Below are 26,136 nucleotides of genomic sequence, written 5' to 3' on the forward strand. Positions count from 1 at the left end.
CCGCCTGCCCTAACCCGGCGCTACACTCTTCTTATCGCAAACACCAAGGAGAACAACATGAAGATATTACTGATTGGCGCATCGCGTGGCCTGGGTTTGGCACTGGCGGAAACCATGCTGCAGCGCGGTTTTCAGGTGGTCGCCACCGGACGTGAAAACTCGACAGGGAATTTACAACAACTGGTCGATCGCTTCCCCGCACAGTTGACGGTGGAAAGCGTGGATATCAATGAACCGGAACAGGTCGCAGCGCTGCATACGCGGCTGGCGGATTGGCAGTTCGATATGCTGTTCGTCAACGCAGGGGTGAAAAATGATGACCGCGAAACCATCGCCGATGTTTCCACCGAAGAGTTCACCCGCGTGATGGTGACTAACGCGCTAAGCCCGTTGCGGGTGATTGAAACCTTTAAAGATCGCGTTACGCCCAGCGGCACTATTGCGGTGATGTCATCTGGCCAGGGCAGTTTGACCAACAACACCAACGGTAATTACGAGGTGTATCGCGGCAGCAAAGCGGCGCTAAATATGTTTATGCGCAGCTTCGCCGTACGTAGCGGCGGCGAGCGCACGTTATTGTTGATGGCACCCGGCTGGGTGCGCACCGATATGGGCGGCCCGGAAGCGCGTTTGACCATTGAGGAGAGCATTCCGAACTTGCTGAACACGATGGAAAGCCACGCTGGGCGACGCGGAATTCATTATCTGGATTATTTAGGGCGTGTGGTGCCGTGGTAAACGTGCAGGTCGCCATTTATGGCGACCTCATCAAAGCGGCTTACTCTTTATCAGCCCGCGCAGCCTCTCCCGCAGCCAGCGGCTGGCGGCATCTTCGCTACGCGCGTTATGCCACAGCAGCGACACTTCATAATCCGGCATATTGACCGGCACTGGCGCGGCGCTCAGGTCATACAAATCGCACCAGGATGGCACCAAACCCTGCGGCACCGTAGCGAACAGCGGCAAACGCTTAAGCAGCATCGGCAACGCGGAGAAATTTGGCGTCACATAGCGCACGCGCCGCGCCACACCTTGTTGCTGCAGCTGCCGATCCAGCACGCACAAATAGCGGATCGTCAAACATCTCGCGCAGACGTTTTAACGCCGCGCTCACTGCCGGTTGTCCGAGATAGAGCCGATTTGCCGCTTGCGTGACACTGCGCACCTCGTACATCACCAGCAACACCACCAGCAAATTCAGGTCGATGCGCGAAAAATCATTTTCGTTGATGCTTTGCATGATTCTAATCGATTTAAATAATGATCGTGCCGCCAGTATAGTGAGGCTTCTTCGCTGCCATCAAAAAATTTAGGAGCACCTCATGACGATTCGCGTCGGCGATTGCCTGATTACCAAAGTGAGCGAACAAACCGCCGCCTTCCCGCTGGGCGTGCTGTTTACGCCACATCGCGCGGAAATGAGTGACGAATTAGCTGAGCAGCCCGCCGAAATGTCGATTCATAGCTGGGTGGTGCGCACCGGTGAGCACACCATCATTATCGATACCGCCACCGGCAACGGCCGCAATCGCGATAACAAGCCATTATTTCACCAGCTGAACACGCCGTATGCCGCAAACCTCGCGCAGGCGGGCGTTGATCCGGCGGAAGTGACGCTGGTGCTGATGACGCACATTCATACCGATCACGTTGGCTGGAATACGCATCAGCGTGATGGCGAATGGCTGCCGATGTTCCCGAATGCGCGCTATATCTGCTCGGCGCGGGAACTGGCGCACTGTCAACAGAATCCGGCGGCGCAGGAGCTCTATCGCGACAGTATTCTGCCGCTGATCGGGAGCGGCCAGCTTGAGACTATCAACGTGCAGGATTCACCTTTGTTTGCTGGCGTGCTGCGCTATCTCTCCACGCCCGGTCACAGCGTTGATCATGCATCGATTGTGCTGGAAAGCGCCGGTGAATCGGCCATCTTTGCTGGCGACGTGATGCATAATGCTATCCAGTTTCAGTACCCGCACTGGAACTCACTGTTTTGCGAGAATAAAGCGCTGGCGGTCACTTCACGGCAACGGGTGGTGGACTGGTGCGCACAACATCAGGCAATCTGGTTCAGCACCCACTTTACTGGCAGCGCGTGCGGACGCGTCACGCGCTACGGACAATGGATTCCGCTGGAGAATTAACCTGATGCAATACGCTGATTATCTCACCGCTTCGATTAACGAGTTACAGCAGGCGCTGACCCAGCGCACGGTGAGCGCGCGCCAGTTAGCCACCTTCGCGCTGCAGCGCATTGGCGAGGTGGATCAACCGCGCTACAACGCCATCACCTGGCTGTTTGCCGAACAAGCCTTAGCGGCAGCGGACGCCAGCGATGTGCGTCGTCAGCGCGGCGAGGTGGCGGGACCGCTGGAAGGGATTCCGGTGCTGATTAAAGACAATATCGAAGTGAAGGGCTGGCCAACCAGCGCCGGTTCGGTGCTGCTGCGTGAGGTTATCGCCAGCGACGATGCGCCGCTGGTTACCCGACTGAAAAAGGCAGGTGCGATTCTGATCGGCAAAACCGCCATGCACGAGCTGGCGGCGGGCATTACCGGCGCGTCGTCGTTAAGCGGATTTACCCACAATGCGTGGGTTGAAGGCCGCTCGCCGGGCGGATCGAGCAGCGGTTCCGCCGTGGCGGTCGCAGCCGGTTACGTGCCGCTGGCGATCGGCAGCGATACCGCCGGATCGGTGCGCATTCCGGCAGCGTTTAACCATCTTTTTGGCCTGCGCATGACGCGCGGTGCAATCAGCACCGACGGCATTGTGCCGCTGTCGCCAACTCAGGATATTCCCGGCCCGCTGGCGCGGTCGGCGGCGGACTTACGTTTAGCGACTGAAATTCTTAGCGGACAACAGTTTGCGGAGAGCGATGAGCCGCTGCGCATCGGCATCTGGCTGGAAGGGTTTGCTGCCGATGAAGGCGAGATTAATCAGGCGGTGCGCGCGGCGCTGGCGGATTTCGCGCCGCGTGAGGTGAGTTATCCGCAGCTGGAGACGTTGGCCGCCGACGCCAATATCATCGGCTACGAATTTGCCGCTGCGCTGGCGGCGTATCTGGCGGATAAATCGCAGGCGCAGGTCCGCACGCTGGCGGAAGTGGTGGCGTCCGGGCGCTATCATCCGCAGCTGGAAACGGTGTTTACCACGCGGGCCCAGCATCCGGGCGTTGAGAGTGAAGGTTACCGGCAGGTGCAGCAGCGTCAGCGCGATCTGTATTTGCAGCTGGCTGAATTTTTCGCCGCGCAGCAGATCAATCTGTTGGCTTATCCGGTGGTGCGCCGTGCGCCGGTTAAGCACGGTGAGATGCAGGAAGGCAGCAACGCGCTGATTTCAGCGGTGACCGGCGCACCGGCGATCAGCATTCCAGCGGGATTCAGCGCCGCAGGTTTGCCGATTGGGCTGGAGCTGCTGGCGCTGCGTGGGCGGGAAGATTTGTTGCTGAGCGCGGCGGATAAGTTTGTTTAGTAGCGCCCTCACCCTGGCCCTCTCCCGCAAGCGGGAGAGGGAATGACCAGGTGGAGCGAATGATCATCTACTAAGCCGCACATTCGGTTCCCTCTCCCGCCTGCGGGAGAGGGTTAGGGTGAGGGAAAACGTGCTTTACCCGTGCAACGCCAATCCCTTAATCGCCTTATCCACCGCCTTCTTCGGGCCGCGCAGCGCAATGCCGACCAGATTCAAATGATCAGCATCCTCCGCCATAAACACTTCGCGGTTCGCCGCATCGTGACCGGTGGAAAACATCGCTTCCACGTAAGGAATAATGGTTAACTCGCGCTCCAGTCCCTGACGGTGCGCACGCTGTAAACCGGCTAAATCCCCGGCAAACACCAGCATCGGCTGGCCCGCCATGTTGCCGTACTGTCGCGCTTTGGCATCAATATAAGGTTCGCCCATCATCTCGGGGGCGGCGGACGCCACGCCGGTAGCGAGGAACGCCACCACATTCAGGCGCTGCCAGGTGGCTAAATCATCACGTACGATCAGGGCGATTTTGGTATCAAACATCTGCAACAACTCTCCAATGACAACGAAAACCTCATCATCTAAGAGCAGGCGGGGAAGCGTATAGAACGTTTGTGCACTGACGTTGATAAGCGGCGGGCGTCATGCGATAGGCGCGCTGGAACCAACGGCCCAAATGACTTTGATCGGCAAATCCAACCTGCGCCGCCACCTGCACCGGCTCAATGCCCTGCGCCAGCAACGTGCGCGCGCTGCGCAAACGCAAACGTACCAGATAGGCATGCGGCGATTGGCCGAACGCCTGTTTGAACTGGCGCGTCAGGCGAAATCGATCAATGCCGGAAAGGCGCGACAGCTCATCCAGACCAATATCCTGCGCCATAAAATCGTGCAGATAGTCGCGCAGCAGCTGCATCTGACGCATCGCTTCGCTGTGCTGCAGGCTGGGTTTGGTATCCAGATGGCGTGACAGCAGGGTGAGCAAATGATCGAGGCTTTGATCGCGCGCCAACCGCCCTTCACCCTGATGTACGGCAAACCAGGCTTGCTGAATGGCGCTGGCTAACAGCGCATCGTCAGTCAACGTGTGGCGGAAAGCGCCTTCGATATTCGACACATCACCCAACCCGCGACGCTGCATCATCTCCGCCACCCAGCTTTGCGGCAGATAGAGCATCACGTAAGTGAAACCCTCGGCGTCCGGCGCATGGCCATCGTGGACCGCACCCGGTTCAATCAAAATCGCCCGGCCCGGCGTGCTGGTGTGCAGCGAACGATGGCAGTTAAAACGTTGCAAACCTTGTTGCGTCACGCCCACCAGCAGTTCGTCGTGATCGTGCGGATCGTAAGCGTGTCCGCGAAAGTGCGCGTTGACGCTTTCAATTCCGGTCTCATCATCACGACGAAAATCAACCCAATCATTATTGGCTGGCATAGGCAATCTCTGGCAAACACATCAGGCATAGCCTAGCAGCCGAAACCACAGATAATCCAGCGGTAACAGCAACACCGCGCTAAGCAGAAAAATCAGTGCGCACAGCTGTAAACCGGCCTTCGCCGGAACGTTGCCAAGTCCCATCGCCACCACCACCGGCGATGCCTGATACGGCAGCAGCGGCGTCGCGTAGGCAAATACCTGCAACATGATTACGGTGAGCAGCGGAAAGCCAGACGCGTTCGCCAGTTCTTGTGCCATCGGCGTCACCATCGCCGGTACGCCGTTGGCGGTAAGCACAAAATTCAGTAGCGAAACCAGCGCATTGAGCACCGCGAAATTGCTGAAGGATGGGTGTTCGTGCAGCGGTAACACGTTAAGCAACGCATTGGCGATCATCCGTCCCAGGCCTGAATCCACTACCAGCGTGGCGACGCCAAGAATCCCGGCAATGTAAATGCAGGTGCGGAAATTTACCCCGCTGGCAAAGTCCTCGCTGGAGATAAAACCTACGCGCGGCAATAAACAGATACAGGCTGCCGCCAATCCCACCCACGCAGCCGGTAAGCCGTGCACGCTGTCGGTCATCCACAGCAACAAGGTGATCGCAAGCAGGCCAATCAAGCGCCATTCGCTGCGGCTAAGCGCGGTTAAGCTGTCGCGCTGGTGGACCGCTTTGGGCTGCGCGCGAAACAGAAACAGCAGGCAACCTGTCAACAACAAGCCCTTAACGACGCCCACCACCGGCATATGCAGCAACCACCACGGCAACCATTGCAGATGCAGCTGATACGCGCTCTCCGCCGCGCCGCTCAGCACCAGATTCGGCACATTGGCGGGCAAAATACTGGCGGAGAGCTGGAAGGTGCCAAATCCCACTGCCAGCGCCAGGCCAATACTGCCGCGGCTGCCCGCTTTGATTCCTGCGCGTTCGCCCATCGCCAGCACCACCGGCATCAGCAGCGCGATGCGTCCCATATTTGAGGGCATAACAAACGCCAGCAGATAAGTCAGCAGCACAGTTCCCGCAATCATACGCGGCCAGCTTTGGCTAAGCGGCACCACCAGCCAGTTCGCCCAGCGCTGCGCCAGACCAACTTTGCGGATCGCCGCGCCCAGCACAAATCCGCTGAGCACCAGCCAAAACGCCGACGAGGCAAAACCGCTGAATATGCTGCTGGCAGGAGCCAACTTTAGCAACATCGCCGCCGTGAAAAACAGCAGCGCGGTGACGTATTCCGGCAAACGCGCGCTGGCCCATAGCAAAATGGTGATGCCCACCACCAGCGCGGTGAGCCAGAAGTTGAAATCTGTGGTCATTGGTGAACTCCCTTTCTTTTCCAAATCGCCATAAAGGGCGAAACTACGAGTGGGTACGTTATCCCGCCAGCTGCGTGAGCCAGTGGATTAGCGCAGCGCTGCCCGGCTGGCTGAGCGAGCGCTGCGGCCAGGCGAGGAAATAGGGTTTGCTGAGCGGCAAGCTAAGCGGATCGACAACCACCAGCTCGCCGCGCGCCAGTTCGTTGGCAATCAAACGCCGCTGACCGAGCAGCAAGCCCGCGCCTGCCACGGCGGCATCAATCGCCAGTGAGGTAAGATTGAAACTGAACGACGGCTGCGGCGGCGCATCGTCAATGCCTTTGGTCTGAAACCAGCTGCGCCAGTCAGGTAAGAAACGTCCTTCGTTGCCCCAGTCGAGCTGAATCAGCGGCGCATGCTGCAACACATCCATACCGGCAAAACGATGCAGTAGCGCCGGGCTCGCCACTGGCAACACCTCATCGAGAAACAGCAGCTGCTTGTCCAGCTGCGGATAGCGATCTTCGCCGAAACAGATGACGAAATCGGCCGGCGTGGCGTTGAAATCCACTTGCGTATGGGTGCCGTGCAGCGATAAATCAATTTCCGGACAGTGCGCGCGCCACTGCGCGATGTTCGGCAGCAGCCATTTTGACGCCAGCGCCGGCAGCGAATAGAGCGTTAATCGTGGTGCCGACGCCGCATGGCGCAGGTTTTGCTGGCCGAGGTGCAGAATGTCGAACGCCTCCGTTACATAACGCAGATACTCTTTGCCCATCTCCGTCAGCATCACGCCGCTTTGTGTGCGCACAAACAGCGTGCTGCCCAACTGCTCTTCCAGTTGGCGAATTTGCTGGCTCACGGCGGCTGGCGTTAACGCCAGCTGCGCAGCCGCTTTCGCCAGGCTGCCCAGTTCCGCCGCCACTTTGAAGGATTGAATGACGCTGATTTTGGGCAAACGTGGTGATGGCGCGGGCATTAAGGTTTCCTTAGCAATGTGTTAAATTTTTATCGTTACGTATTAACATATCAGCGAGTTACAGTCTTTACACACCTGTAACACATGAGAAGTGAAACTATGTCTGCCTTGATTCGTTTCGATCTGCATCCGCTGGCCGAGGCCGACTGGCGTCGCACCTGCCGTGAGCAACTTAATCAGCACGGCGCTTTAGTTTTGCGTCAGTTCCTGCAGCCCGCTGCGCTGCAGGCCATCATTGCCGAAGGCGATGCGCAGCGCCATCTGGCGTATCACACCGCCAGCAAACACAACGTTTATCTGATGAAAAAAGATGAGGCTTTCAGCGCCGATCATCCGCGTAATCGCGATGTCATTAGCACCAAAGGCTGCATCACCGATGATGTGATTGCCGCCGATTCGCCGCTGCGCCAGCTCTACAACGATGAACTGTTCAAAAGCTTCCTGTGCGATGTGCTGGGTGAAGAGGCGCTCTATCCGTATGCCGATCCGCTTTCGTCGATCAATCTGCACTACGCGCCCGACGGCCAGGAACTGGGCTGGCACTTTGATAACTCGTCGTTCGCCATCACGCTGCTGGTGCAGAAACCGCGCGCCGGCGCCGTGTTCCAGTATGTGAAAGATCTGCGCGATGCCGATGCCGGTGAGATGAATTTCGACGGTGTGGCGGCGGTGCTGGATCAGCGCCAGCCGGTAGAAGCGCTGGCGATTGATGCCGGGGATTTGGTGCTGTTCCGTGGCCGCAATTCGCTGCATCGCGTTACGCCAACCGAAGGCGATATCACCCGCATGCTGGCGGTGCTAGCGTATAACACCGAGCCGGGTATTGCCCTGTCGGAAACCGCCCGCATGACCTTTTACGGACGCTTATAAATCGATTAACGCCCGCCAGCCACGCACAAAAATCTGCTGGGTGCGAAAAGCCACCAGCGCGCGCCAGTCAGCGTCGGCGGGCCAGAATCCTTCCACCAGCTCCTGCTTAATCGCCCGCCCGCTTTCACTGGCTGGATCGCCTTGCAGATGCAGCCAGTGATCGTCGCGCACGCGGCGATGGATCTCCTCGCCAGGATAGGTGCCGCACTCCACCACCAGCGGCAAAATCTGCGTCTTCGGTAGCGACGTCAGCAGAAATTGCGACACATAGCCGGTAGCCGTCGCGGTCACGCCGGTTTCGCTGTCGCGCCCTGCGCCGGTGAACAGCAGCGTTAACCATTCTCCATAAATCTCCTTGCCCCAGTCATGTGCGGCAAAACGCTGCTCGGCAATCGACAGCAGCATCGGATGTCCCCACGCGCCCGCGCCGGTGTGCAGATCGAAGCTGATGATGGTTTTGGCCTGCGACAAGTGTTCGGCGATGATGGTTTGCAGCGTGCGGTACGACCAACCTGGCTGTTGGCCGCCGAAGAAGAAACCGTCCACCGCGCCATATTGCCCCGCTTCCACAACGCGTTTTATCGCCGGCCAACCGGCGCTGTTGAGCGCGTCAGCTAACAGCTTATCGGCGCGGGCGCGATCGCCGTGGTAAATGCCATGCCACGCGGCGTAATCGGGATTGGCGGGTGTGGGCTGTGAAAAATCGATAAAGTGGCGATTGAGGTCGATGTTGTCTTCATTGACGCGGCGTAAATGCGCCGCGCCCCACGGATTGAGCAGATGCAGCATCACGATAGCAGTATCCGCCGGCAGCGCCGTGAGGTTGAAGGTATCCAGCCAGGCGATCTGGCAATCGGAACCGTAATAGCCTTCTACGCCGTGCGTGCCGGAGATCACCAGCATCAGCCGTGATGCGTTGACATCGCCGATTATCGCTACGTCAGTGAAAAGTTCCTCGCCCTGCGGACCGGGTAACGGATGCGCGTAGGACGTTAATGCGCCGTTTTGCCGTTTGACGGCGGCGAGAAAGCGGGCGCGTTGAGTTGGGTAGTGCGGTAAGTTCGTCATGATTTTTGAGTGAGTGTGGGTGCGGTTGGTGGGCAAGGTCGTCATCAATGGCGACCTTGCGTGCAGATGAATTTTACGGATAGACCTTGAATTTGAAGTACTTCTTCGCCAGTTGGTCGTAAGTGCCGTTGCTGTGCAGTTCGGCCAGCGCGCTGTTGATCAACTTCAGATTGGCCGCATCGTCTTTACGCAATCCAATGCCCACGCCATTGCCCAACACCTCTTTATCCACCAGCGTGGCGCTGATGACGTAGTCTTTGCCGGCTGGCGTGTTAAGAAAACCTTGTTCTGCCGAAACCGCATTGGCCAGGCTGGCGTCGAGCCGTCCCGCCACCAGGTCAGGATAGATCTCCATCTGATTAGGGTAAGAAACCACACTCACCCCCTTGGTTGCCCACTGCGCTTTGGCGTAGGTTTCCTGAATGGTGCCCTGCGCGACGCCGATTCTTTTGCCGCGCAGCGCGTTAATGTCTCCCGTTAGCGGCGCTTTGGCGGGTGTGAGCAATGCGCTCGGCGTGACGTAAAGCATGTCGCTGAAGGCGACCTGCTCGCGGCGTTTCTCCGTCATCGACATCGCCGAAAGAATCGCATCAAACTTTCTCGCCTGCAGCGCCGGAATGCTGCCATCAAAACCAATCTGCACCCATTGGCACGTCACGTTGGCCTGGGCGCAGATCGCGTTGCCGAGATCGATATCAAAGCCCTGCAAAGAACCGTCGCTGGCTTTGGATTCAAACGGTGGGAACGTCGGATCAACGCCGAAACGCAAGGTTTGCTGGGCAAATGAAGCGTGGCTGAAAGCACTCAGCGAAAGCAGTAAAGCGAAAGAGAGATTCTTCTTCATTATTAACTCCGGCAGGCAGAAATATTCACAAAGGGATGCAGAGTTAATAACATGGTGGACAGGTTGTCACTACAGAAATTACGGATTTTGAGTAGAGCAAATACTTATAATAGTTAATAAGTTAGCTTTTATTTATGCCCCATTAAGTTTTACTTAATGCTCATACGCTGCATGTCATTCTTTTGTCATAACTCGCTCACACTGATGTCAGAGCCGATTGCTTACCCTGATGGCCTACCTTGCCATCTGGAGCATTACGATGAAATTGAACAAACTCACTCTTGCAGCAGGCATGCTGCTGGCTATCGGCGGCGGCGCGGCGCAGGTTCAGGCGCTGCCGGTTAAGAATATTGTGCTGGTGCACGGCGCGTTCGTCGGCGGTGCAGGCTGGCGTCCGGTGTATGACCGTTTGACGCATGACGGCTACAACGTGACGCTGGTTCAGGAGCCGCTCACCGGCTTCCAGGAAGATGTGACGGCGACACGCCGCATTATCGATCAGCAAAATGGGCCGGTGATTCTGGTTGGTCACAGCTACGGCGGCGCGACCATCAGTGAGGCCGGTAACGACACCAAAGTCGCTGGGCTGGTTTACATCGCGGCGCATGCGCTGGATAACGGTGAAACCGAAGCCAGCAACGGCAAGAAATTCCCCAACAGCGCGCATCCGTTTGCTAAATCCAGCGACGGTTATCTGACCATCGCGCCGGAAAATTATCACAGCGATTTCGCTGCTGATTTACCCGCAGCGCAGGCTGATTTTGAAGCGCACGCGCAGATGCCCACAAACTCCGCCGTGTTCACCGCCAACATTTCTGACCCGGCGTGGAAGACCAAGCCTAGCTGGTACATGGTGGCGAAAGCTGACAAAATCATCAGTCCCGATCTGGAGCGCATGTACGCCAAACGCGCGCACAGCCACACGGTGGAGATTGCCGGCGCCAGCCATTCGGTGTATCAATCGCATCCTGACGACGTCGCGAAGTTGATCGAGCAAGCCGCGTTACACGCCCAGCCCTGAAACCCCTCCCGCGGAGAAGCGCATGAAAATTTTGGTGATTGAAGATGAAGCCAAAGCGCGCGATTACATGCGCAAAGGATTGACCGAAGCGGGATTTATCGTTGATGTGGCGGAAAACGGACAGGATGGCTTGTTCTACGCGCAGGAGCATCATTACGATTTGATTCTGCTCGACGTAATGATGCCCGGCATCGACGGCTGGCACGTGATGGCGGCGCTGGATAAGCAGATCCACACGCCGGTGATTTTCCTCACCGCTAAAGGCACGCTGGAGGATCGCATCAAAGGGCTGGAATTGGGCGCTGATGATTATCTGGTCAAGCCCTTTTCGTTCGCCGAACTGCTGGCGCGCGTGCGCACCCAACTGCGGCGCGGCGCTCAGCAGAAGTTGCCGGATGTTCTCCAGCTGGCCGATCTGCAACTGGATATCCTGAAACGTCGCGTTGAGCGCGGCGGTCAGCGCATTGATCTCACCAACAAAGAGTTCAACCTGCTGCATCTCTTCCTGCTGCATCCCGGCGAAGTGCTGACGCGCACCGTGATCGCCTCACGCGTGTGGGACATGAATTTCGACAGCGACACCAACGTGGTGGATGTGGCGGTGAAACGCCTGCGGCAGAAAATTGATGGCCCGTTTGCCCAGCCGCTGATTCACACCGTGCACGGCGTAGGTTACCGCTGTGAAGCTGAATTATGAAAACCCGGTCTCTCGCCACGCGCCTGTCGCTGCTGCTGAGCGCCACGGTGATTGTCATTTTCTCCCTCAGCGGCATCGCGCTTTATCACTCGCTGACGACGCAGATTGGCGTGCGCGACGACGCGGCGCTGCTGACGCGCATCGATCAGATTCGCACGCTGCTGCGCGATGAAGATGCGCTTACGCTGATCCAGCAAAAACCCCGTCTGTTCGCCAATATGCTCGGCAATACCGAATCGTTATTGGTGCTGCGTGTCCCCGGCCAGCCGCCGCTGATTGTGGTCAATCCCGGCCAGCGTCCGGTCCCGGCGATTACGCCGGTTCCAGCCGATCAACCGCTGGCGCTGTCGTCGGTGCATCATCTCGCCGCCGCTGACGGCACGCCGTTTATCTCAGCGGCCGCGCTGGCGCCAACGCGCGATGGCAACGGCCAGATTGAGATCATCACCGGCCGCCTGATGAGCGACCGCACGCAAACGCTCAACGGTTATCGCGATCAAATCATCCTCGCCAGCGCGCTGGCGGCCTTGCTGGTGGCGGCGATCAGCATCTGGCTGGTGCGGCGCGCTTTAACCCCGCTGCGTCGTTTGGCGGCGCAGGCGGATGCGATTGACGTGCGCCATTTGTCGCAGCGCATGCCTGAACAGGCAGCGGTGGAATTGCAGCCGCTGGTGGCGGCGTTTAATCAGATGTTGAGTCGCCTTGAATTGGGTTATCAGCAGTTGAGCCAGGTTTCTGCCGATATGGCGCACGACCTGCGCACGCCGATTAGTACGCTGATCGGCCAAACCGAAGTGGCGCTGAGTCAAAAGCGCAGCGTTGCGATTATCAGGCGCTGCTCGGATCCAATTACGAGGAGCTGGAACGGCTGGCGAAGATGATTGATAACATGCTGTTTCTCGCCAAAGCGGAAGATGCCAGCCAGGCAATGGATTGGCAGAACATCGATCTGGCGCTGCTCGGCGAGAAGTTGCAGGACTACTTTGACGGCATGGTGGAAGAGCAGTCGATGCGGCTGGAGATGGCGCTACACGGCGAACTGCGCGCCGATCCGCAACTGCTGCAACGCGCGCTGGCCAATTTGATCGCCAACGCGCTGCGCTATGGCGACCAAAACTCAACCATTCGCGTGTTTAATCAGGACCATTCGTTGACAGTGGAAAACCACGGCCCGGCATTAAGTGAGGAACAGCAGGCGCGCATTTTTGATCGTTTCTGGCGCGCCGATAGCTCACGACATCAGGGCAGCAGCGGTTTGGGCTTATCGATTGTGCGCAGCATTATGCGTTTGCATCAGGGAAGTTGTGAGATGCATAGCGAGCAGGGTGTGAACCGTTTTACGTTGCGGTTTCCGTATTGATCTTGCGCGATAAATCGCGCCGCTACAGAAACGTGCGTCCATCCGTAGCGGCGCAATTTATTGCGCGAAATATTTAAATAAAGGTAAAAATCTCGTCACGTGGCAAACGTGATTTCGGCAGCGCGGCGTTGAAATCCGCATCGCTGCGATAGCCCAGCGACACCAGCACCACGCTGGTAAAGCCTTTCTCACGCAGGCCCAGTGCCTGATCCAGCGCGCGCTGGTCAAAACCTTCCATCGGTGTGGCATCAATGCCCAACATCGCTGCGCCCAGCAACAATCCGCCCAACGCCAGGTAAACCTGCTTTTCCATCCACTGCGGAACATCGCGTGATTCATAGCGATGCATATCGACATAGCTGCGACGCACCATGTCATTGTTCGCTTTGCTTTCCGGCTTGGCGTAACGGCCATCAGCATCTTCCTGATCGAGCACGTTCTGCAAATGCGCTTCATTCAGATCGGTGCGCATGCACAGCGCGATAACATGCGAGGCATTGCGCACTTTCGGGCTGTTATAGGCAAAGGCGCCATCGGTGGATGCGGCGATTTGCTCGCGACCCGCTTCGGTTGACGCCACCACAAAATGCCACGGCTGCGAGTTCACAGATGACGGGCTGTTGCGCAGCACGTTCAGCAGGGTTTCGATTTCATCCTGCGGCAGGCTTTTACCTTGTTCAAAGGCTTTTACAGTGTGACGACGAGCGACTGCATCATTGAGTGTCATGGCCTATTCCTTTTTCTTTGTAGCGCGATAAATCGCGCCGCTACACAAGTGTGCGGATATCCGTAGCGGCGCAATTTATTGCGCGTGGTTTGCATCATTTATTGCGTTAATTTGGTTAAAACCCGCTCAATACGATCTTACCGCGTGCGCGACCGCTCTCAATCAGCGCATGCGCCTTGCGCAAATTGGCGGCATTGATAATGCCGTGATGTTCGCCGGCGGTGGTTTGCAGCGTTTTGTCATCAATCAGCTGGCTCACGCGCTGCAGAATCTCATGTTGGCGCTGCATATCGGTGGTATGGAACAGCGAACGGGTGAACATCAATTCCCAGTGCAGTGAAATCGCTTTGCGCTTCAGCGGCACCGCATCCAGCATCTCAGGATCGTCGATCAACGCCAGCTTGCCCTGCGGCGCGAGCGCATCAATCAGCTGATCGTAATAGCTGTCGGTGTGCGTCAGCGAGGCGACATAGCGCACCTCTTTATGTCCAATCGCCGCCAGCTGTTCGCCCAGCGGTTGAGAATGATCAATCACATGGTGCGCACCGAGTGAACGCACCCAATCCGCCGTTTCCGGGCGGGAAGCGGTGCCGATCACCGTCAATTTGGTTAGCTTGCTGGCGAGTTGCGTCAATATGGAACCGACGCCGCCACCTGCGCCAATAATCAGTAGCGCGGCGTTGTCATCGGCTTGTACCTCAAGACGATCAAACAGCAGTTCCCACGCAGTCAGCGAGGTCAGCGGCAGCGCGGCGGCATCGGCGTCATTCAGTGAACGCGGTTTGTGCCCGGCGAGGCGTTCATCCACCAGCCCATATTCGGCATAGCTGCCGGCGCGCGTGATATCACCAGCATAAAACACCTCGTCGCCCGGCTGGAACAGCGTGACGTCTGCGCCCACTGCTTCCACCACGCCTACCGCATCCCAACCCAGAATGCGCGGCTGATCGGTTGGCGCACCGGCGCGCACTTTGGTGTCCACCGGATTCACCGCAATGGCGTGAATTTTTACCAGCAGATCGCGCGCGCCCGGCGTTGGCTTATCAACCTCAAGCTCATACAGCGCATTTTCATCGGAAATCGGTAAACCGTTTTGGCTATAAACAATGGCTTTCATCAGGCAGATCCTTATTCATCAGCAGGTTTGGTGAAGTAAATTCAGCATAGCGGTCCGCAGCGCAATGAAAAATGCCAGTTGCAGGTGAACACTTTCACTCTTAGAGTGAAAATCCCTGCTGACTACCACGATGAATAAGAAGATGATCCGACTGGAAGATGTCACTCTGTTTGTGCGTTCAGCCGCACTCGGCAGCTTTTCACGCGCGGCGCGAGAGGTGAATTTACTGCCCGGACAGGTCAGCGCGGCAATTCAGCGGCTGGAGCGGGAACTGGATCGCCGCTTGTTCGCCCGCTCCACCCGCAGCCTGCGCTTAACCGCCGAAGGGGAAAAGTATCTGCCCTTTGCGCAGGAGATGCTGGCGCTGATGCATGCCGGTGCCGACAGCTTGCAGAGCGATGAAGATGCGCTGAGCGGCGAGCTAAAAATCGCGCTGCCGTCGGATATTGGTCGCAATATTTTGCTGCCGTTGATCACTGACTTTTGCCGCGCGCATCCGGCGCTGGCGGTGCGGCTCTCCTTTTCCGACCAGATCAGCGATGTGTTCCGCGATCCGGTGGATATCGCCATTCGCTACGGCAAGCTGGAAGACAGCAGCTACGTGGCGTTGCCGCTGGCGGAGGACAATCGCCGCGTGATGGTGGCGTCGTCGGATTACCTTGATCGTCACGGTCGCCCGCAACAGCTGGAGGAGATCGCCCAGCACCATCATGGCCTGCTGTTTATGATGGGCGGCCACGTTTACGACAAATGGACCTTTCCGCAGGATGGCATGCGCCGCCAGATCACGGTGAAAAGCCGCATGCTATGTGATGACGCCGAAGTGGCGCGCCGCTGGGCCATCGCCGGCATGGGCATCGCCTATAAATCGTGGATTGATGTGTGTGACGATGTGCTAGCCGGCAGGCTGGAGCGCGTAATGCCAGAGATGCCGGGCGAAAGCACGCCGCTGCACCTTATCTGCCCGCATCGCAAACAGTTTTCCCCAGCGATTCGCGCACTGCACGAGGTGCTGCGCACGCCGCTGCGTGCGTTAACCGCGAAGCTCACCCAGCATGAGTAGCGTCGTGATTTATCGTGCAGCTTAGTCATTGAACTTTGCGCGCTGCGTTGTAATTACTGTCACACGGGGGCCCGCATTTAGGTCGTAATGCTCGTCAGTCAAGACGTGAAAATCCTTAGTTACCGAGAGCACACATTGTAGCGGCGCAATGCATTGCGCGATAAATCGCGCCGCTACGGAGGAAGCGGTGATTTGATACGGCGCTTAACTGAGCGGCATTACGCCATGAATGGCGACCTCATCACATCAACTTACCCTGGAAAATCGGCACGGATTCGAACAGGTAGCCATCAAAATCAGGCGCATCGGCATCGGATAACTCCAGCAATGTGTTCTTGACGTTTTCCAGGTGCTGCCACATCGCCTGCCAGGATCCCATCACATCACGGCGGCGCAGCGCGGCCAGAATCGTTTGATGATCGCCCAGCCACTTCAGGCGATAGGCGCGGGTTTCATACTGCGGACGCAGTTGCTGCCAGAGCGGGCTGGCTTCGTGATGACGCCAGACGCTGGTAACGGTATCGAGCAGCATCTGATTTTGCGTCGCGCCTGCCAGTAGCAGATGAAATAACTTGTCGTTATCCTGGCTGCTGTCGTTGAGTGCGATGGCGCGCTGCTCTTGCTCCAGCGTGCGGCGCAGGTTTTCAATATCGGCTTTGGTGGCCATTTTGGCGGCGAAGGCCGCGATGTTGCTCTCCAGCAGCTGACGCGCCTGCAACATCTCGAACGGGCCGACATCGCTGCGGAAAAAGGCCTCTTCCGCATCCTCGCTTTCCGAAGGAATGCGCATCACGTAAACGCCAGAACTTTGACGAATATCCACCGTGCCTTCCAGCTCCAGCATTAGCAACGCTTCACGCACAATGGTGCGGCTCACGCCCCAGGTTTCGGCCAACTGCCGCTCTGGCGGCAGTCGTGATCCAACCGGATAATGACCATCAAGGATTTGCTGACGCAGATGCTGACCAATTTCCTGATACTGCTTTTTCTCTTGTGGCGCTTCGGCTTTTTCCACGCTCTCACCCTTTTGCATCATGGTGCATTCGGCCCGGCCGCATCCTGTGCGAGCCGGAGCCTGACTGCTATCTGGGCGCTAGTGTACCAAAGCCAGTGCCTGATCGAGTACCTTTGCACCATTCAACGTGCCGTAAGCCACGGTATCGATCACCGCAATCGGCAGCTGATAGCTGTCGGTCAGCTTTTTATTCTCCTCCAGCTTAAAGCGCACCTGCGGTCCCAAAAGCACCACCACCACGTCCTGACCGTAGTTTTGTAACTCTTCACGCAGGTTCTGTTCCGGAATAGCGTAGATCTGATACTCAAGACCGCGTGCTACCGCCTCTTTCTCAATGCGGGTGACTAACATCGAAGTCGACATGCCTGCTGCGCAGGCCAGAATAATGCGTTTCATTGGTGGTCCTTATTTGGCTTCATCGTCAATGTTGAGGGTCAATTGCTGGGTGTCGCGCAATTGACGGAACCAGTGCGCGGATTTCTTCATCCGCCGCTGCCGCTGGTTGTCGAGGTCGATCTCGATCAGTCCGTAGCGGTTTTTGAAGGCGTTCATTGGTGAAACGTTGTCGGTGAACGCCCACAGCATGTAGCCCTGACAGTTGCTGCCCGCTTCACGCGCACGCACCGCCTGGTAGAGATGTTCAGCAATAAAGTTGATGCGGTAGTCGTCCTGAATTTCGCCCTGCGCATCCTTAAACTGCGCTTCGTTCTCAATGCCCATGCCGCTCTCGGCCACAAACCACGGCAGATTGCCGTACTCCTCTTTCATGCGCTGCGCCATGTCGAAAACAATGCGCGGCTGAATTTCCCAGCCGCGCGAGCTGTTCATGCGGCGGCCCGGCAGCTCAAAATGTTCGTAGTAAAAGGCCGGATGGAACGGCGTCTCCGGATGCCAGGCGCGTGAAGGCGCTTTAACACGATGCGGATAGTAAAGATTCAGCCCCACTTCATCGACGGTGTTGGCGGCGATGATCGCCAGCTCTTCCTCGGTCGCATCCCACTGCACCTCATGTTTATCCAGCAGCTGCAGTAATTCCGCTGGATAAACGCCTTTGATTGCCGGATCGAGAAACACCCGGTTGTAAAACAGATCGTAGATTTTTGCGGCTTTAACATCGTGCGCCGCCGAAGAGCGCGGATAGGTCACTTCCGGATTGAGAATGGTGCCCACCGTGCCGGCGTAACCCTGCTGGCGGAACAGCTTGACCACCTTCGCCGTGGCGAGATTTTTATGATGATTCCACTGCATCCACTTATGGGTGTTCTGTTCATACGGCCAGCGCAGCGCATCAAGATAGACGCGCGTCTGCACCACAATCGGCTCATTGAAAACAAACCAGCGCGTCACTTTTCCGGCGTAGCGGGCAAACACCTTCTCGGCATAGCGGGTAAAAAGCTCAACCACATGTTTTGATTGCCAGCCGCCATACTCCTCCAGCAACTGCAGCGGCAGTTCGTAATGTTCGAGACACAACATCAGTTCAATGCCCTGTCGCTGCATCTCATCAATCAGCTGGTCGTAGTAGGCCGCGTACTCCTCGTCAACCACCGCGTTTTCATAGTCGGTGAGAAAACGCGACCAGTTGATCGAGGTGCGATAGTGCGTCAGCCCCGCCGCTTTCATCAGCGCCACGTCTTCGCGGAAGCGGTTGATAAAATCCGTTGCTACCGCCGGTCCATAGCCGTTATGCCAGACGTGGCGATCCTGCTGATACCAGGCATCCAGATACGAATCCTGGCCGGCTTTTTTGCCGCTCCAGCCTTCGGTTTGCCAGGCCGATGCCGCCGCGCCGAGAATAAAGCCTTGCGGCAGCGCAATAGTGTGCTTACTCATAGATTCTCCTTAATTTTGTGCCAGTTCGGCCTGCAGATTTTTCGCTTCAGCCGCTTCGGCGCGACGCGCGGCCACTTTGACAAAAGGCAGATAAATCAACACAGAAACTACAATGCAGATGATTTGCGTAACCACCGCGCCCATCGAACCGGCGGTAGAAAGCCACGCATTGATGATCGGCGGCGTAGTCCAGGGAACCATCACCACCGCTTTGCCGGCAAAGCCCATCACCGTGGCGAAATAGCCAATCGAACCGGTTACCAGCGGGGTGATGATGAAGGGAATGGCAAGAATGGGGTTGAGCATGATCGGCATACCAAAAATCACCGGCTCATTGATGTTGAATAAGCCAGGTCCAAACGACAGTTTGGCGATTTCACGCATCTCTTTGCGTTTGGTGGCAATCATCACGGCGGTTAAAAGCCCGATAGTCAGGCCGGAACCGCCGATGCTCATGTACACGTCCCAGAATGGCATGGTGATGATGTTTGGCGCTTCCTTACCCTGCTCGAAGGCGTTCATGTTGACCAGAATCGCCCCCAGCAGCAGCGGCTCACGAATCGGTTTCACCATCTGGTTGCCATGAATACCAATCACCCAGAACAGCTGGGCAACAAACATCAGCAGCAGAATGCCCCACAAGCTCTGCACCACCGATTCCAGCGGCTGCTGCACCACTTTGTACACTGCGTCGTACAGGTACATGCCGGTGATCTGATGGAAGATGAAGCCAAAGGTGGCAACCAGCGTAACGGTGATGATCGACGGAATCAGCGCGGAAAATGACGCGGCAACGTTCGGCGGCACGGTATCCGGCATTTTGATTTTTAGCCGTTCAACCTGCTCCAGCCGGCAGTAAATCTCCACCGACAGAATGGCGATAAACATGCCGAGGAACAGACTTTTGGTATCGGAGAACTGTTTCGCCAGCACATCGGTTACCACCTGCATCTGGCCATCCACCAGCATTTGCAGCGTGGTGGGCGTCACCGAGATGAAGCAGATGATCGCCAGCAGGCCGGGAAACAGCGTTTTAATGCCGTTGATGCGGCCCAGTTCGATACCAATCAGAAACACCGCGCCGATATTCAGAAAGCTCAGCGTGGCGTAGTTAATGCTACTGGTGATCGGTTTCAGATCGGCGAGAAACGACAGCGCAGAGAAACTGGCGAGGCCATTTTTCGGGTCCAGCACCATGTTGGAAATCAGCACCGAAAACGCGCCGACGATGATCACCGGCATCAGCGTAATAAACGAGGCTTTGATCGCCATGATGTAGCGGTAGCTGTTGAATCGCGTGGCAAAGCTACCCAGTGAATCGATAAGACGTTCCTGTAGAGACATTGGTCAACCCTCAGCGGTTTTAGGTGTTATGCATCAGCTTGATGGTTCGTGGCATACCAAAATGGCGATATCCGCCGTTAATTTCTGTGATCATGCTCGCGGAACTCCTTTTTGGTATTCCGGTAGCGTCGTTATTACCAATTTGGCATACCAATAAGTGAGGCGGATATGGATTTTGAACAAACGATGATGGAGTTGCTGATCAATGCCGGTGAGGCGCGATCGCAAGCCATGATGGCGATCCAGCAAGCGCGTAAAGCTGACTGGCAAGGGGCGGACGAGGCTTTAGCGGCATCCGACGAGGCCGCGAAAGCCGCGCATAAAATCCAGACCGCATTGATTGGCGCCGATGAAGGCAGCGGCAAAGTGCCGGTTACGCTAATTTTGGTGCATGCGCAGGATCATCTGATGACGGCGATGCTGTGCCGCGATTTGGCGGGCGAGTTGGTGCTGTTAAGGAAGGAGTTGCATGGGGAGTAAGGATGCAGCAAGGATGAATAGTTAAACCATTCTGGAAGAATGCAGCTTCAGGCGATATAACATTGGTTCACTTCCGCCATCGCAGAGGAACCTTTGGCGCTGTCACATGAACTGATTCTTATCTACACCACCTATTTCGTCGCTACCGCCAGTCCCGGCCCGAGCAATATGGCGATTATGGGCACGGCGATGAAACAGGGACGCGGCGCGGCACTGGCATTAGCGAGCGGCGTGATTGGCGGTTCAATGATGTGGGCGCTGCTGGCGGCTTGCGGGGTTCTCACCGTGCTGGCCACCTTTGCGCAACTGCTGATTGTGCTGAAGATTGGCGGCGGATTGTATCTGCTGTGGCTGGCGTTCAAGGCAGGGAAATCGGCGCTGCGTCGGCCAGATGCCAGTGAATTCGCACCGGTCAGCGAAAAAGCGCGCTTCGGCAGAATGTTTCGTCAGGGCATTTTGATGCACGTCGGCAATCCTAAAGCGATTTTGACGTGGGTAGCGATCATGTCGGTGGCGTTAAAACCGGGTGCGGCGGCATCAACCTTACCGATGATTATTGCGGGCTGCGCGGCAATTTGTGTGCTGGTGTTTGGCGGTTACAGGCTGCTGTTTTCCACTGCGGTGATGACGGCCTTCTATCGCCGCATCCGTCGTGGGCTGGATGCGCTGCTGGCTTGCTGCTTCACAGTTGCGGGATTGAAACTGGTGTTTAGCCGGAGTTGATGTGGGCAGGTCGCCATCAATGGCGACCTGAAAAAAACATACTGGTGCGCATTTATGCGCACCCATACATCAGGAATTATTCGGCGGCGTGGCGTCGGTTTCGCTGAACGCGGGCTTCTGCCGCGTTACAGAATAGACCACGTTTTTCGGGCTGTTCGGATCGGTGGTGACATCCACGGATGCGATGGTCACTTTGCCAAAACCAAACAGCGTCTGCACGTAACCACCAATCTGGTGTTTACCTGGCGCAACACGAATTTCTCGTTTTTCACCCTTCTTCAGCAGCCCCGCATCCTGACCATCTACCGTCACATAGACAGAAGAACCGTCATCGGTACGCGTCACCAGGTGTGAAACGTTAATCACCGTTGGGCCGGTCTCGAATGGAGAAGGCGAATCATTATTGTCGATTGGCGCGCCGGTTGCAGGCTGAGCGGCGGATGCGTCCGCAGTCGCAGTGCTGTCATGAGATGTACCAGTAACGGCGGCAAGGCGGGCGCAGCCGGTGAGCATGATTGTTGCCATCAAAGTGGCTAAAGTGAAGCGCGATAACATCGTGACGAAAAACCCCTGCTAAATGAGAAGCGCGTATTTTAACGTGACTTGCAGAGTGATGACAGTCACACAAATACAGTATTTTCCGAAAACCGCTTAATAAATACCTGGCTGAAAAGCGCGTCGCACGGAATGCGAAACGAAACGGCGGCCACGCAGGCCGCCGGAGGGAATTACCAGCTGTAGCTGACCGAAGCCACAATGGTGCGACCGCTGCCGTAGAAGCAGGCACTTTCGTTACTGCATGACGCCACGTAGTGCTTATCCGCGATGTTGTTGACGTTCAGCTGCAGCGTGGTGCCACGCAGCGAGTTCGCCGCTTCGCCCAGCTCATACTTGGCCATCGCATCATACAAGGTGTAATGCGGTACTTTGTCGACGCCAATTTCATCCGCTGGCGCGGTGCCGGTATAACGTACGCCGCTGCCCAGCGTTAAGCCGCTCAGCACGCCATCAAGGAAGGTATAGCTGCCCCACGCCGACGCCGCATGACGCGGAATGCTCGACGGTGAATGGCCGATGCGCTGCGTGATGCTGCTCTCTTTGGTCACCGCATCGGTGTAGGTATAGGCCGCTAACAGTTTGATCTCTGGCGTGATCTGCGCATGCGCTTCGGTTTCGATGCCCTTCGAACGCACTTTACCAATCTGCTCGTTGTAGCCGGTCACGCTGTTATAAGCGGTGATGTTTTTCTGCGTGATATCAAACGCTGACACGGTAAACACCGCATCCCAACCCACCGGCTGATACTTCACGCCGACTTCGGTCTGTTCGCCGGTGGTCGGTTTGAACGGATCGGTGCCTGGCGCGCCGCTGTTGAGGTTCGGCTCGAAGGAAGTGCTGTAGCTGACGTACGGTGAAATGCCGTTATCGAAGGCATACAGCAGACCCGCGCGGCCAGTGAACTTGTTGTCATTCTGCTGAGTTTGGCTGTCGTCGGTGCGATCCTCCGTGCGCACTTCGCTCCAGTCGTGACGTCCGGAGAGCAGCAGGTTCCACTGATCCCACTCCAGCTGATCCTGCAGATAAACACCCACCTGATCGAGCTTCTTGCGCGTGCTGGTGGTGAGCGTCAAATCGCTCTCGTTGATCCTGATGCGCGTCGGATTCGCCCAGTCGAGGATGTACTGATCGCCGCTGTCGCGCCACAGTTTGTTATCGACGTCGCTCCACTTGTAATCGAGCCCGCCGAGCACGGTGTGCGCGATGTTGCCGGTTTCAAAGGTGGCTTTCAGCTGGTTATCAAGACCCAACTCTTTCGACTTGATCTTGTCATGCTGCGGACGACGATTGATGGAGTGATCGTTATCGGCATCAAAGGTATACACCAGATATTTGTACGATTCGTCCATGTTGCTGTAGCGCAGATTCTGCGTGAAGCTGATGTTATCGCTTAAATTGTGCTCGAAGATATAGCCAATCGACGTCTGTTCGCGCTTGGCTTCGTTAAAGCTTGGATCGCTGACGTTGAAATCGTAAGGGATAAAGCCCGCGCTGCTCTCTTTCAACGTACCGCTGGCCGGCAGGAAGTTACGGTATCCCGCTTTCGGCTCATTTTGATACATCGTCAGCAGCGTGAAACTGGTGTCTGCGTTCGGCAGCCAGGTTATCGCTGGCGCAATCGCCATGCGCTGCTGTTTGTTGTCCTTAACGAACTCATGTTTGGTGCTGGCAATACCGTTCAGGCGGTAAAACAGCGTGTTGTCATCATTCAGCTTGCCGCCAAAATCAAACGCCGCTTCACCCAAATGCTGATTGCCGGTGCTGAGCTGTACTTTGTGAATGCTCTGCGCGGTCGGGCGCTTGCTGGTCATTGCCACGATACCGCCCGGATTCACCTGGCCGTACAGCACAGAAGCTGGGCCGTGGATCATCTCTACGCGCTCCAGCAACCAGGGATCGATCTGCCCCGCTGCGCCCGCCTGGCCGGATAAACCGTAGCTCAGGCCATCAAGGAATTTTGGCGCGTAGCGGAAACCGCGCGCGATGATCTCATCATTACGGTTGGAGTTACCGCGATAGTTGGTCAACACGCCGCTGCTGTAGCTCAGCGCATCGGCGACGGAGGCCGCAGCCTGATCGTCCATCTGCTCGCGGGTAATCACCGAAATGGATTGCGGGGTTTTGCGCAGCGGCGTAGCGGTTTTGGTGCCTGCCGCGCTCTCTTTCGCCACGTAGCCCTGCAGCGGCGAAGTCACACTTTCACGCGTGTCGGCGTTGACGGTTAGGGTCTCTTCGGCAGCCAGGCTGAAGGCGGCTGGTGTCACCAATAAAATTGAGGCCAGAGAAAGGTACAGAGGATTGAATCTGAATTGCCGTACCACAGCAGGTATTGCTGAATTTTTAGCGTTAACGGACATAGTTGCCATCTCTATTTCAAACTGCCTTGTAAATGAAATAATCCGTTCAGTCGCCCTCACCCTACGACAAGGGCCGTAACGGATTGAAATATTAATCTCTTGCGTAATTGACGGTCCTAATCTCCCCGCGTGACGTCCTTCACAAAATAATCCACTGAAATTACGAAGGTTTATCAGGCACGAAAAATCATATTGCAAATGTAAATCGTTATCAATAGCATTTGCATTAGCTTTTATTAAGTAAAGACAGTGAACAAAATGTGGAGATGGGTTGCAGGATGTTTCTAACAAGCGCAGAAAATACGACGCAGACGTGGTTGCCCGCCGGAACAGTTGCGCAATGGTTGCAGCAGGCCGAAATAGGAAGCGAAAGCTGGTGGCAGCGGCTGTATGCGGTAGGTACGCCGCTGGTGGAGCGTGACGAAAGCGGTCAAACGACCATGCACTTCTTCTGGCGCGATCCCGAAGGACATTCCGCACGTTCTTCCACTGAACGGGTTTATATCGATATTAACGGCGTCACCGATCACCACAGCGAAGCGCCAGAAAGTCTGGTGCGCGTCGGCGACAGCAACGTCTGGCATTGGTCGACCGCCATTGAATCTGACTGGCGCGGCAGTTACAGCCTGATCCCCGCCACCGCGCAGCAGTTACCGCCGCTGTTTTGTGGCGATGATGCCGAATGCCGCGCGCTGCAGCGTAAGTGGTGGATCTCGCTGATGCCGCTAGCGATCCCCGACAAATTCAATCCCACGCCGCCGTTTCTCAGCAGTCGCCGTTTTGCGCTGAGCAACGCGCACATGCCGGATGCGCCGGATCAATCGGCCTGGCGCGCGCTGGATGCCGGCATGGCGGAAACCTGGCCGGATACGCTGCAAACCCTGCAGTGGCACAGCGCGTTGCTCAACGTCACGCGCAACGTCTGGCTTTATAGCACCGGTGCAACCGCTCAGCCCGAACAGCGTCCGCTGGCAATCCTGCTCGATGGACAAAACTGGGTGTACGGCCAACCGATTTTCAGCGCGCTGGATCAGGTCACCGCCGATGGCACACTGCCGCCTGCCTGCTGGCTATTTATCGATGTCATCGACAGCCAGCACCGCGAAGCCGAATTGCCGTGCAATGAAACTTTCTGGCAGGCGGTGCAGCAGGAACTGTTACCGCTGGCACGCCAGCACGCGGCGTTCAGCAGCGACGCCGACCGCACGCTGGTGGTCGGGCAAAGCTATGGCGGACTCGCCGCGCTCTATGCCGGTTTGCACTGGCCGCAGCGTTTTGGCCGCATTCTCACGCAATCCGGCTCCTTCTGGTGGCCGCATCTGCAATACATCCGCGACTACGCCAACCGCGAGCAGCACGCACCCGGTTTGCTACTGGAGCAGCTGCAACAGGGCGACTTACCGCCGGGCAAGCTGAAAATTTTCCAAGAAGTGGGCGATCGCGAGGCGGACATGGTGTACGTCAACCAGCAGATCGTCCCGGCGCTGCAAGCCGCAGGCCATGAATTACATTTTCGCCGCTTCGCCGGAGGGCACGATGCGTTGTGCTGGCGTGGCGGTTTGATCGACGGCTGCCGCTGGCTGCTGGCCGATTTTCTCTCCCCTACATCAACCTCTGAAGGTAACCACCATGTCTGAACAACAGAATCCGTTTGATAACGACGCGCTCGATTTTCTGGTGCTACTTAACACGCGCCAGCAGTACAGCCTGTGGCCGGCTTTTGCCCCGGTTCCGGCAGGTTGGCACAACGTGGCGGGACCGCTGACGCGCAGCGCCGCCATTGAGTTTATCGAAGCAAACTGGCACGACATGCGGCCAGCGACGCAACAGACGTCGTCTACCGCGCATTAAATTTTTTTAACTTTCTCTTTTTTA

Annotated in this window: 27 protein-coding genes and 1 pseudogene; 13 read left to right on the top strand and 15 right to left on the bottom strand. The window is 56.8% G+C overall.

Annotated elements, in window-relative coordinates:
• Positions 1-57: 57 nt before the first annotated feature.
• Entirely contained in the window at positions 58-738 is a 681-nt protein-coding gene (locus AAF463_RS22375) for an SDR family NAD(P)-dependent oxidoreductase (protein ID WP_350262131.1), read from the top strand.
• A 30-nt stretch (positions 739-768) separates the two neighbouring features.
• On the opposite strand, the pseudogene AAF463_RS22380 reads toward AAF463_RS22375, so the two are convergent.
• Positions 769-1,240, bottom strand: a pseudogene (locus AAF463_RS22380) (LysR family transcriptional regulator).
• Positions 1,241-1,322: 82 nt separating this feature from the next.
• Here AAF463_RS22380 and AAF463_RS22385 point away from each other — a divergent pair.
• A complete protein-coding gene (locus AAF463_RS22385; protein WP_350262132.1) occupies positions 1,323-2,144 on the top strand; it encodes an MBL fold metallo-hydrolase in 822 nt (273 codons plus the stop codon).
• A gap of 4 nt (positions 2,145-2,148) precedes the next feature.
• Positions 2,149-3,471, top strand: a complete 1,323-nt coding sequence (locus AAF463_RS22390; protein ID WP_350262133.1) for an amidase — start codon at positions 2,149-2,151, stop codon at positions 3,469-3,471.
• A gap of 135 nt (positions 3,472-3,606) precedes the next feature.
• On the opposite strand, the gene AAF463_RS22395 is transcribed toward AAF463_RS22390, so the two are convergent.
• From AAF463_RS22395 to AAF463_RS22410, 4 genes are read right to left on the bottom strand one after another with little or no spacing between them, the layout of a single operon-like run.
• Positions 3,607-4,014, bottom strand: coding sequence for a DUF2000 family protein (locus AAF463_RS22395; protein ID WP_110866750.1), 408 nt, complete (start codon positions 4,012-4,014; stop codon positions 3,607-3,609).
• Between the two features lie 34 nt (positions 4,015-4,048).
• Positions 4,049-4,906 carry an AraC family transcriptional regulator gene (locus tag AAF463_RS22400; protein ID WP_137387257.1) on the bottom strand — a complete coding sequence of 286 codons (858 nt, stop codon included), beginning with the start codon at positions 4,904-4,906 and terminating at the stop codon, positions 4,049-4,051.
• A 21-nt stretch (positions 4,907-4,927) separates the two neighbouring features.
• On the bottom strand, positions 4,928-6,226 hold the full coding sequence (locus tag AAF463_RS22405; protein ID WP_350262134.1) for an SLC13 family permease: 1,299 nt from the start codon (positions 6,224-6,226) through the stop codon (positions 4,928-4,930).
• Positions 6,227-6,284: 58 nt separating this feature from the next.
• On the bottom strand, positions 6,285-7,184 hold the full coding sequence (locus tag AAF463_RS22410) for a LysR substrate-binding domain-containing protein (RefSeq protein ID WP_137387255.1): 900 nt from the start codon (positions 7,182-7,184) through the stop codon (positions 6,285-6,287).
• Positions 7,185-7,283: 99 nt separating this feature from the next.
• On the opposite strand from AAF463_RS22410, the gene AAF463_RS22415 reads away from it, so the two are divergent.
• Complete coding sequence (locus AAF463_RS22415) at positions 7,284-8,054, top strand: 2OG-Fe(II) oxygenase (protein WP_350262135.1); 771 nt, start codon at positions 7,284-7,286, stop codon at positions 8,052-8,054.
• Here the strand turns inward: AAF463_RS22415 and AAF463_RS22420 are convergent.
• Both AAF463_RS22420 and AAF463_RS22425 read right to left on the bottom strand, forming a co-directional pair.
• Positions 8,049-9,122, bottom strand: coding sequence for a DUF2817 domain-containing protein (locus AAF463_RS22420; protein ID WP_350262459.1), 1,074 nt, complete (start codon positions 9,120-9,122; stop codon positions 8,049-8,051). The genes AAF463_RS22415 and AAF463_RS22420 overlap by 6 nt on opposite strands.
• A 73-nt stretch (positions 9,123-9,195) precedes the next feature.
• Positions 9,196-9,966: a transporter substrate-binding domain-containing protein gene (locus tag AAF463_RS22425; RefSeq protein ID WP_350262136.1), complete on the bottom strand. Its 771-nt coding sequence runs from the start codon at positions 9,964-9,966 to the stop codon at positions 9,196-9,198.
• Positions 9,967-10,225: 259 nt separating this feature from the next.
• On the opposite strand from AAF463_RS22425, the gene AAF463_RS22430 reads away from it, so the two are divergent.
• The 4 genes from AAF463_RS22430 to AAF463_RS22445 are packed head-to-tail and all read left to right on the top strand — an operon-like array spanning position 10,226 to position 13,044.
• On the top strand, positions 10,226-10,987 hold the full coding sequence (locus AAF463_RS22430; protein ID WP_350262137.1) for an alpha/beta hydrolase: 762 nt from the start codon (positions 10,226-10,228) through the stop codon (positions 10,985-10,987).
• Between the two features lie 22 nt (positions 10,988-11,009).
• Positions 11,010-11,684: a heavy metal response regulator transcription factor gene (locus AAF463_RS22435; protein WP_350262138.1), complete on the top strand. Its 675-nt coding sequence runs from the start codon at positions 11,010-11,012 to the stop codon at positions 11,682-11,684.
• Positions 11,681-12,565 carry a HAMP domain-containing protein gene (locus AAF463_RS22440; RefSeq protein WP_350262139.1) on the top strand — a complete coding sequence of 295 codons (885 nt, stop codon included), beginning with the start codon at positions 11,681-11,683 and terminating at the stop codon, positions 12,563-12,565. Before AAF463_RS22435 ends, AAF463_RS22440 begins: the two co-directional genes overlap by 4 nt.
• The gene (locus tag AAF463_RS22445) at positions 12,562-13,044 is read left to right on the top strand and encodes an ATP-binding protein (protein WP_350262140.1); all 483 of its coding nucleotides are present in this window, start codon (positions 12,562-12,564) and stop codon (positions 13,042-13,044) included. The genes AAF463_RS22440 and AAF463_RS22445 overlap by 4 nt, the downstream gene beginning before the upstream one ends.
• 73 nt (positions 13,045-13,117) lie before the next feature.
• On the opposite strand, the gene nfsB is transcribed toward AAF463_RS22445, so the two are convergent.
• Positions 13,118-13,771, bottom strand: coding sequence for an oxygen-insensitive NAD(P)H nitroreductase (gene nfsB / locus AAF463_RS22450; protein WP_350262141.1), 654 nt, complete (start codon positions 13,769-13,771; stop codon positions 13,118-13,120).
• Positions 13,772-13,886: 115 nt separating this feature from the next.
• Positions 13,887-14,888 (bottom strand): zinc-binding alcohol dehydrogenase family protein, encoded by a 1,002-nt coding sequence (locus tag AAF463_RS22455; RefSeq protein WP_350262142.1) that lies wholly within the window; start codon positions 14,886-14,888, stop codon positions 13,887-13,889.
• Positions 14,889-15,030: 142 nt separating this feature from the next.
• On the opposite strand from AAF463_RS22455, the gene AAF463_RS22460 reads away from it, so the two are divergent.
• Entirely contained in the window at positions 15,031-15,951 is a 921-nt protein-coding gene (locus AAF463_RS22460; RefSeq protein WP_101761732.1) for a LysR family transcriptional regulator, read from the top strand.
• A gap of 241 nt (positions 15,952-16,192) precedes the next feature.
• Here the strand turns inward: AAF463_RS22460 and AAF463_RS22465 are convergent, their stop codons facing one another.
• The 4 genes from AAF463_RS22465 to AAF463_RS22480 form a co-directional block, all read right to left on the bottom strand.
• Positions 16,193-16,966, bottom strand: a complete 774-nt coding sequence (locus AAF463_RS22465; protein WP_036650080.1) for an FCD domain-containing protein — start codon at positions 16,964-16,966, stop codon at positions 16,193-16,195.
• Positions 16,967-17,044: 78 nt separating this feature from the next.
• Positions 17,045-17,362 carry a PTS sugar transporter subunit IIB gene (locus tag AAF463_RS22470; protein ID WP_008110135.1) on the bottom strand — a complete coding sequence of 106 codons (318 nt, stop codon included), beginning with the start codon at positions 17,360-17,362 and terminating at the stop codon, positions 17,045-17,047.
• A gap of 9 nt (positions 17,363-17,371) precedes the next feature.
• Positions 17,372-18,799, bottom strand: a complete 1,428-nt coding sequence (locus tag AAF463_RS22475) for a glycoside hydrolase family 1 protein (protein ID WP_271460521.1) — start codon at positions 18,797-18,799, stop codon at positions 17,372-17,374.
• A gap of 9 nt (positions 18,800-18,808) precedes the next feature.
• Positions 18,809-20,143 (bottom strand): PTS transporter subunit EIIC, encoded by a 1,335-nt coding sequence (locus tag AAF463_RS22480; RefSeq protein WP_110866738.1) that lies wholly within the window; start codon positions 20,141-20,143, stop codon positions 18,809-18,811.
• Positions 20,144-20,311: 168 nt separating this feature from the next.
• Here AAF463_RS22480 and AAF463_RS22485 point away from each other — a divergent pair, with 168 nt between their 5' ends.
• Together AAF463_RS22485 and AAF463_RS22490 are read left to right on the top strand one after the other, a co-directional pair.
• Positions 20,312-20,623, top strand: coding sequence for a PTS lactose/cellobiose transporter subunit IIA (locus tag AAF463_RS22485; RefSeq protein ID WP_110866737.1), 312 nt, complete (start codon positions 20,312-20,314; stop codon positions 20,621-20,623).
• Between the two features lie 93 nt (positions 20,624-20,716).
• Entirely contained in the window at positions 20,717-21,346 is a 630-nt protein-coding gene (locus AAF463_RS22490) for a LysE family translocator (RefSeq protein ID WP_350262143.1), read from the top strand.
• A 69-nt stretch (positions 21,347-21,415) separates the two neighbouring features.
• Here the strand turns inward: AAF463_RS22490 and AAF463_RS22495 are convergent, their stop codons facing one another.
• A complete protein-coding gene (locus AAF463_RS22495; protein WP_101761737.1) occupies positions 21,416-21,901 on the bottom strand; it encodes a hypothetical protein in 486 nt (161 codons plus the stop codon).
• Positions 21,902-22,074: 173 nt separating this feature from the next.
• The gene (locus tag AAF463_RS22500; RefSeq protein WP_350262144.1) at positions 22,075-24,261 is read right to left on the bottom strand and encodes a TonB-dependent siderophore receptor; all 2,187 of its coding nucleotides are present in this window, start codon (positions 24,259-24,261) and stop codon (positions 22,075-22,077) included.
• 278 nt (positions 24,262-24,539) lie between these two features.
• Here AAF463_RS22500 and fes point away from each other — a divergent pair, with 278 nt between their 5' ends.
• Together fes and AAF463_RS22510 are read left to right on the top strand one after the other, a co-directional pair.
• Positions 24,540-25,898: an enterochelin esterase gene (fes, locus tag AAF463_RS22505; RefSeq protein WP_350262145.1), complete on the top strand. Its 1,359-nt coding sequence runs from the start codon at positions 24,540-24,542 to the stop codon at positions 25,896-25,898.
• The gene (locus AAF463_RS22510; RefSeq protein WP_350262146.1) at positions 25,891-26,112 is read left to right on the top strand and encodes an MbtH family protein; all 222 of its coding nucleotides are present in this window, start codon (positions 25,891-25,893) and stop codon (positions 26,110-26,112) included. The genes fes and AAF463_RS22510 overlap by 8 nt, the downstream gene beginning before the upstream one ends.
• The last annotated feature ends 24 nt before the right edge of the window (positions 26,113-26,136 follow it).

It is taken from the genome of Pantoea sp. BJ2 (genome assembly GCF_040255075.1).
Classification (GTDB): Bacteria; Pseudomonadota; Gammaproteobacteria; order Enterobacterales; family Enterobacteriaceae; genus Pantoea; species Pantoea leporis.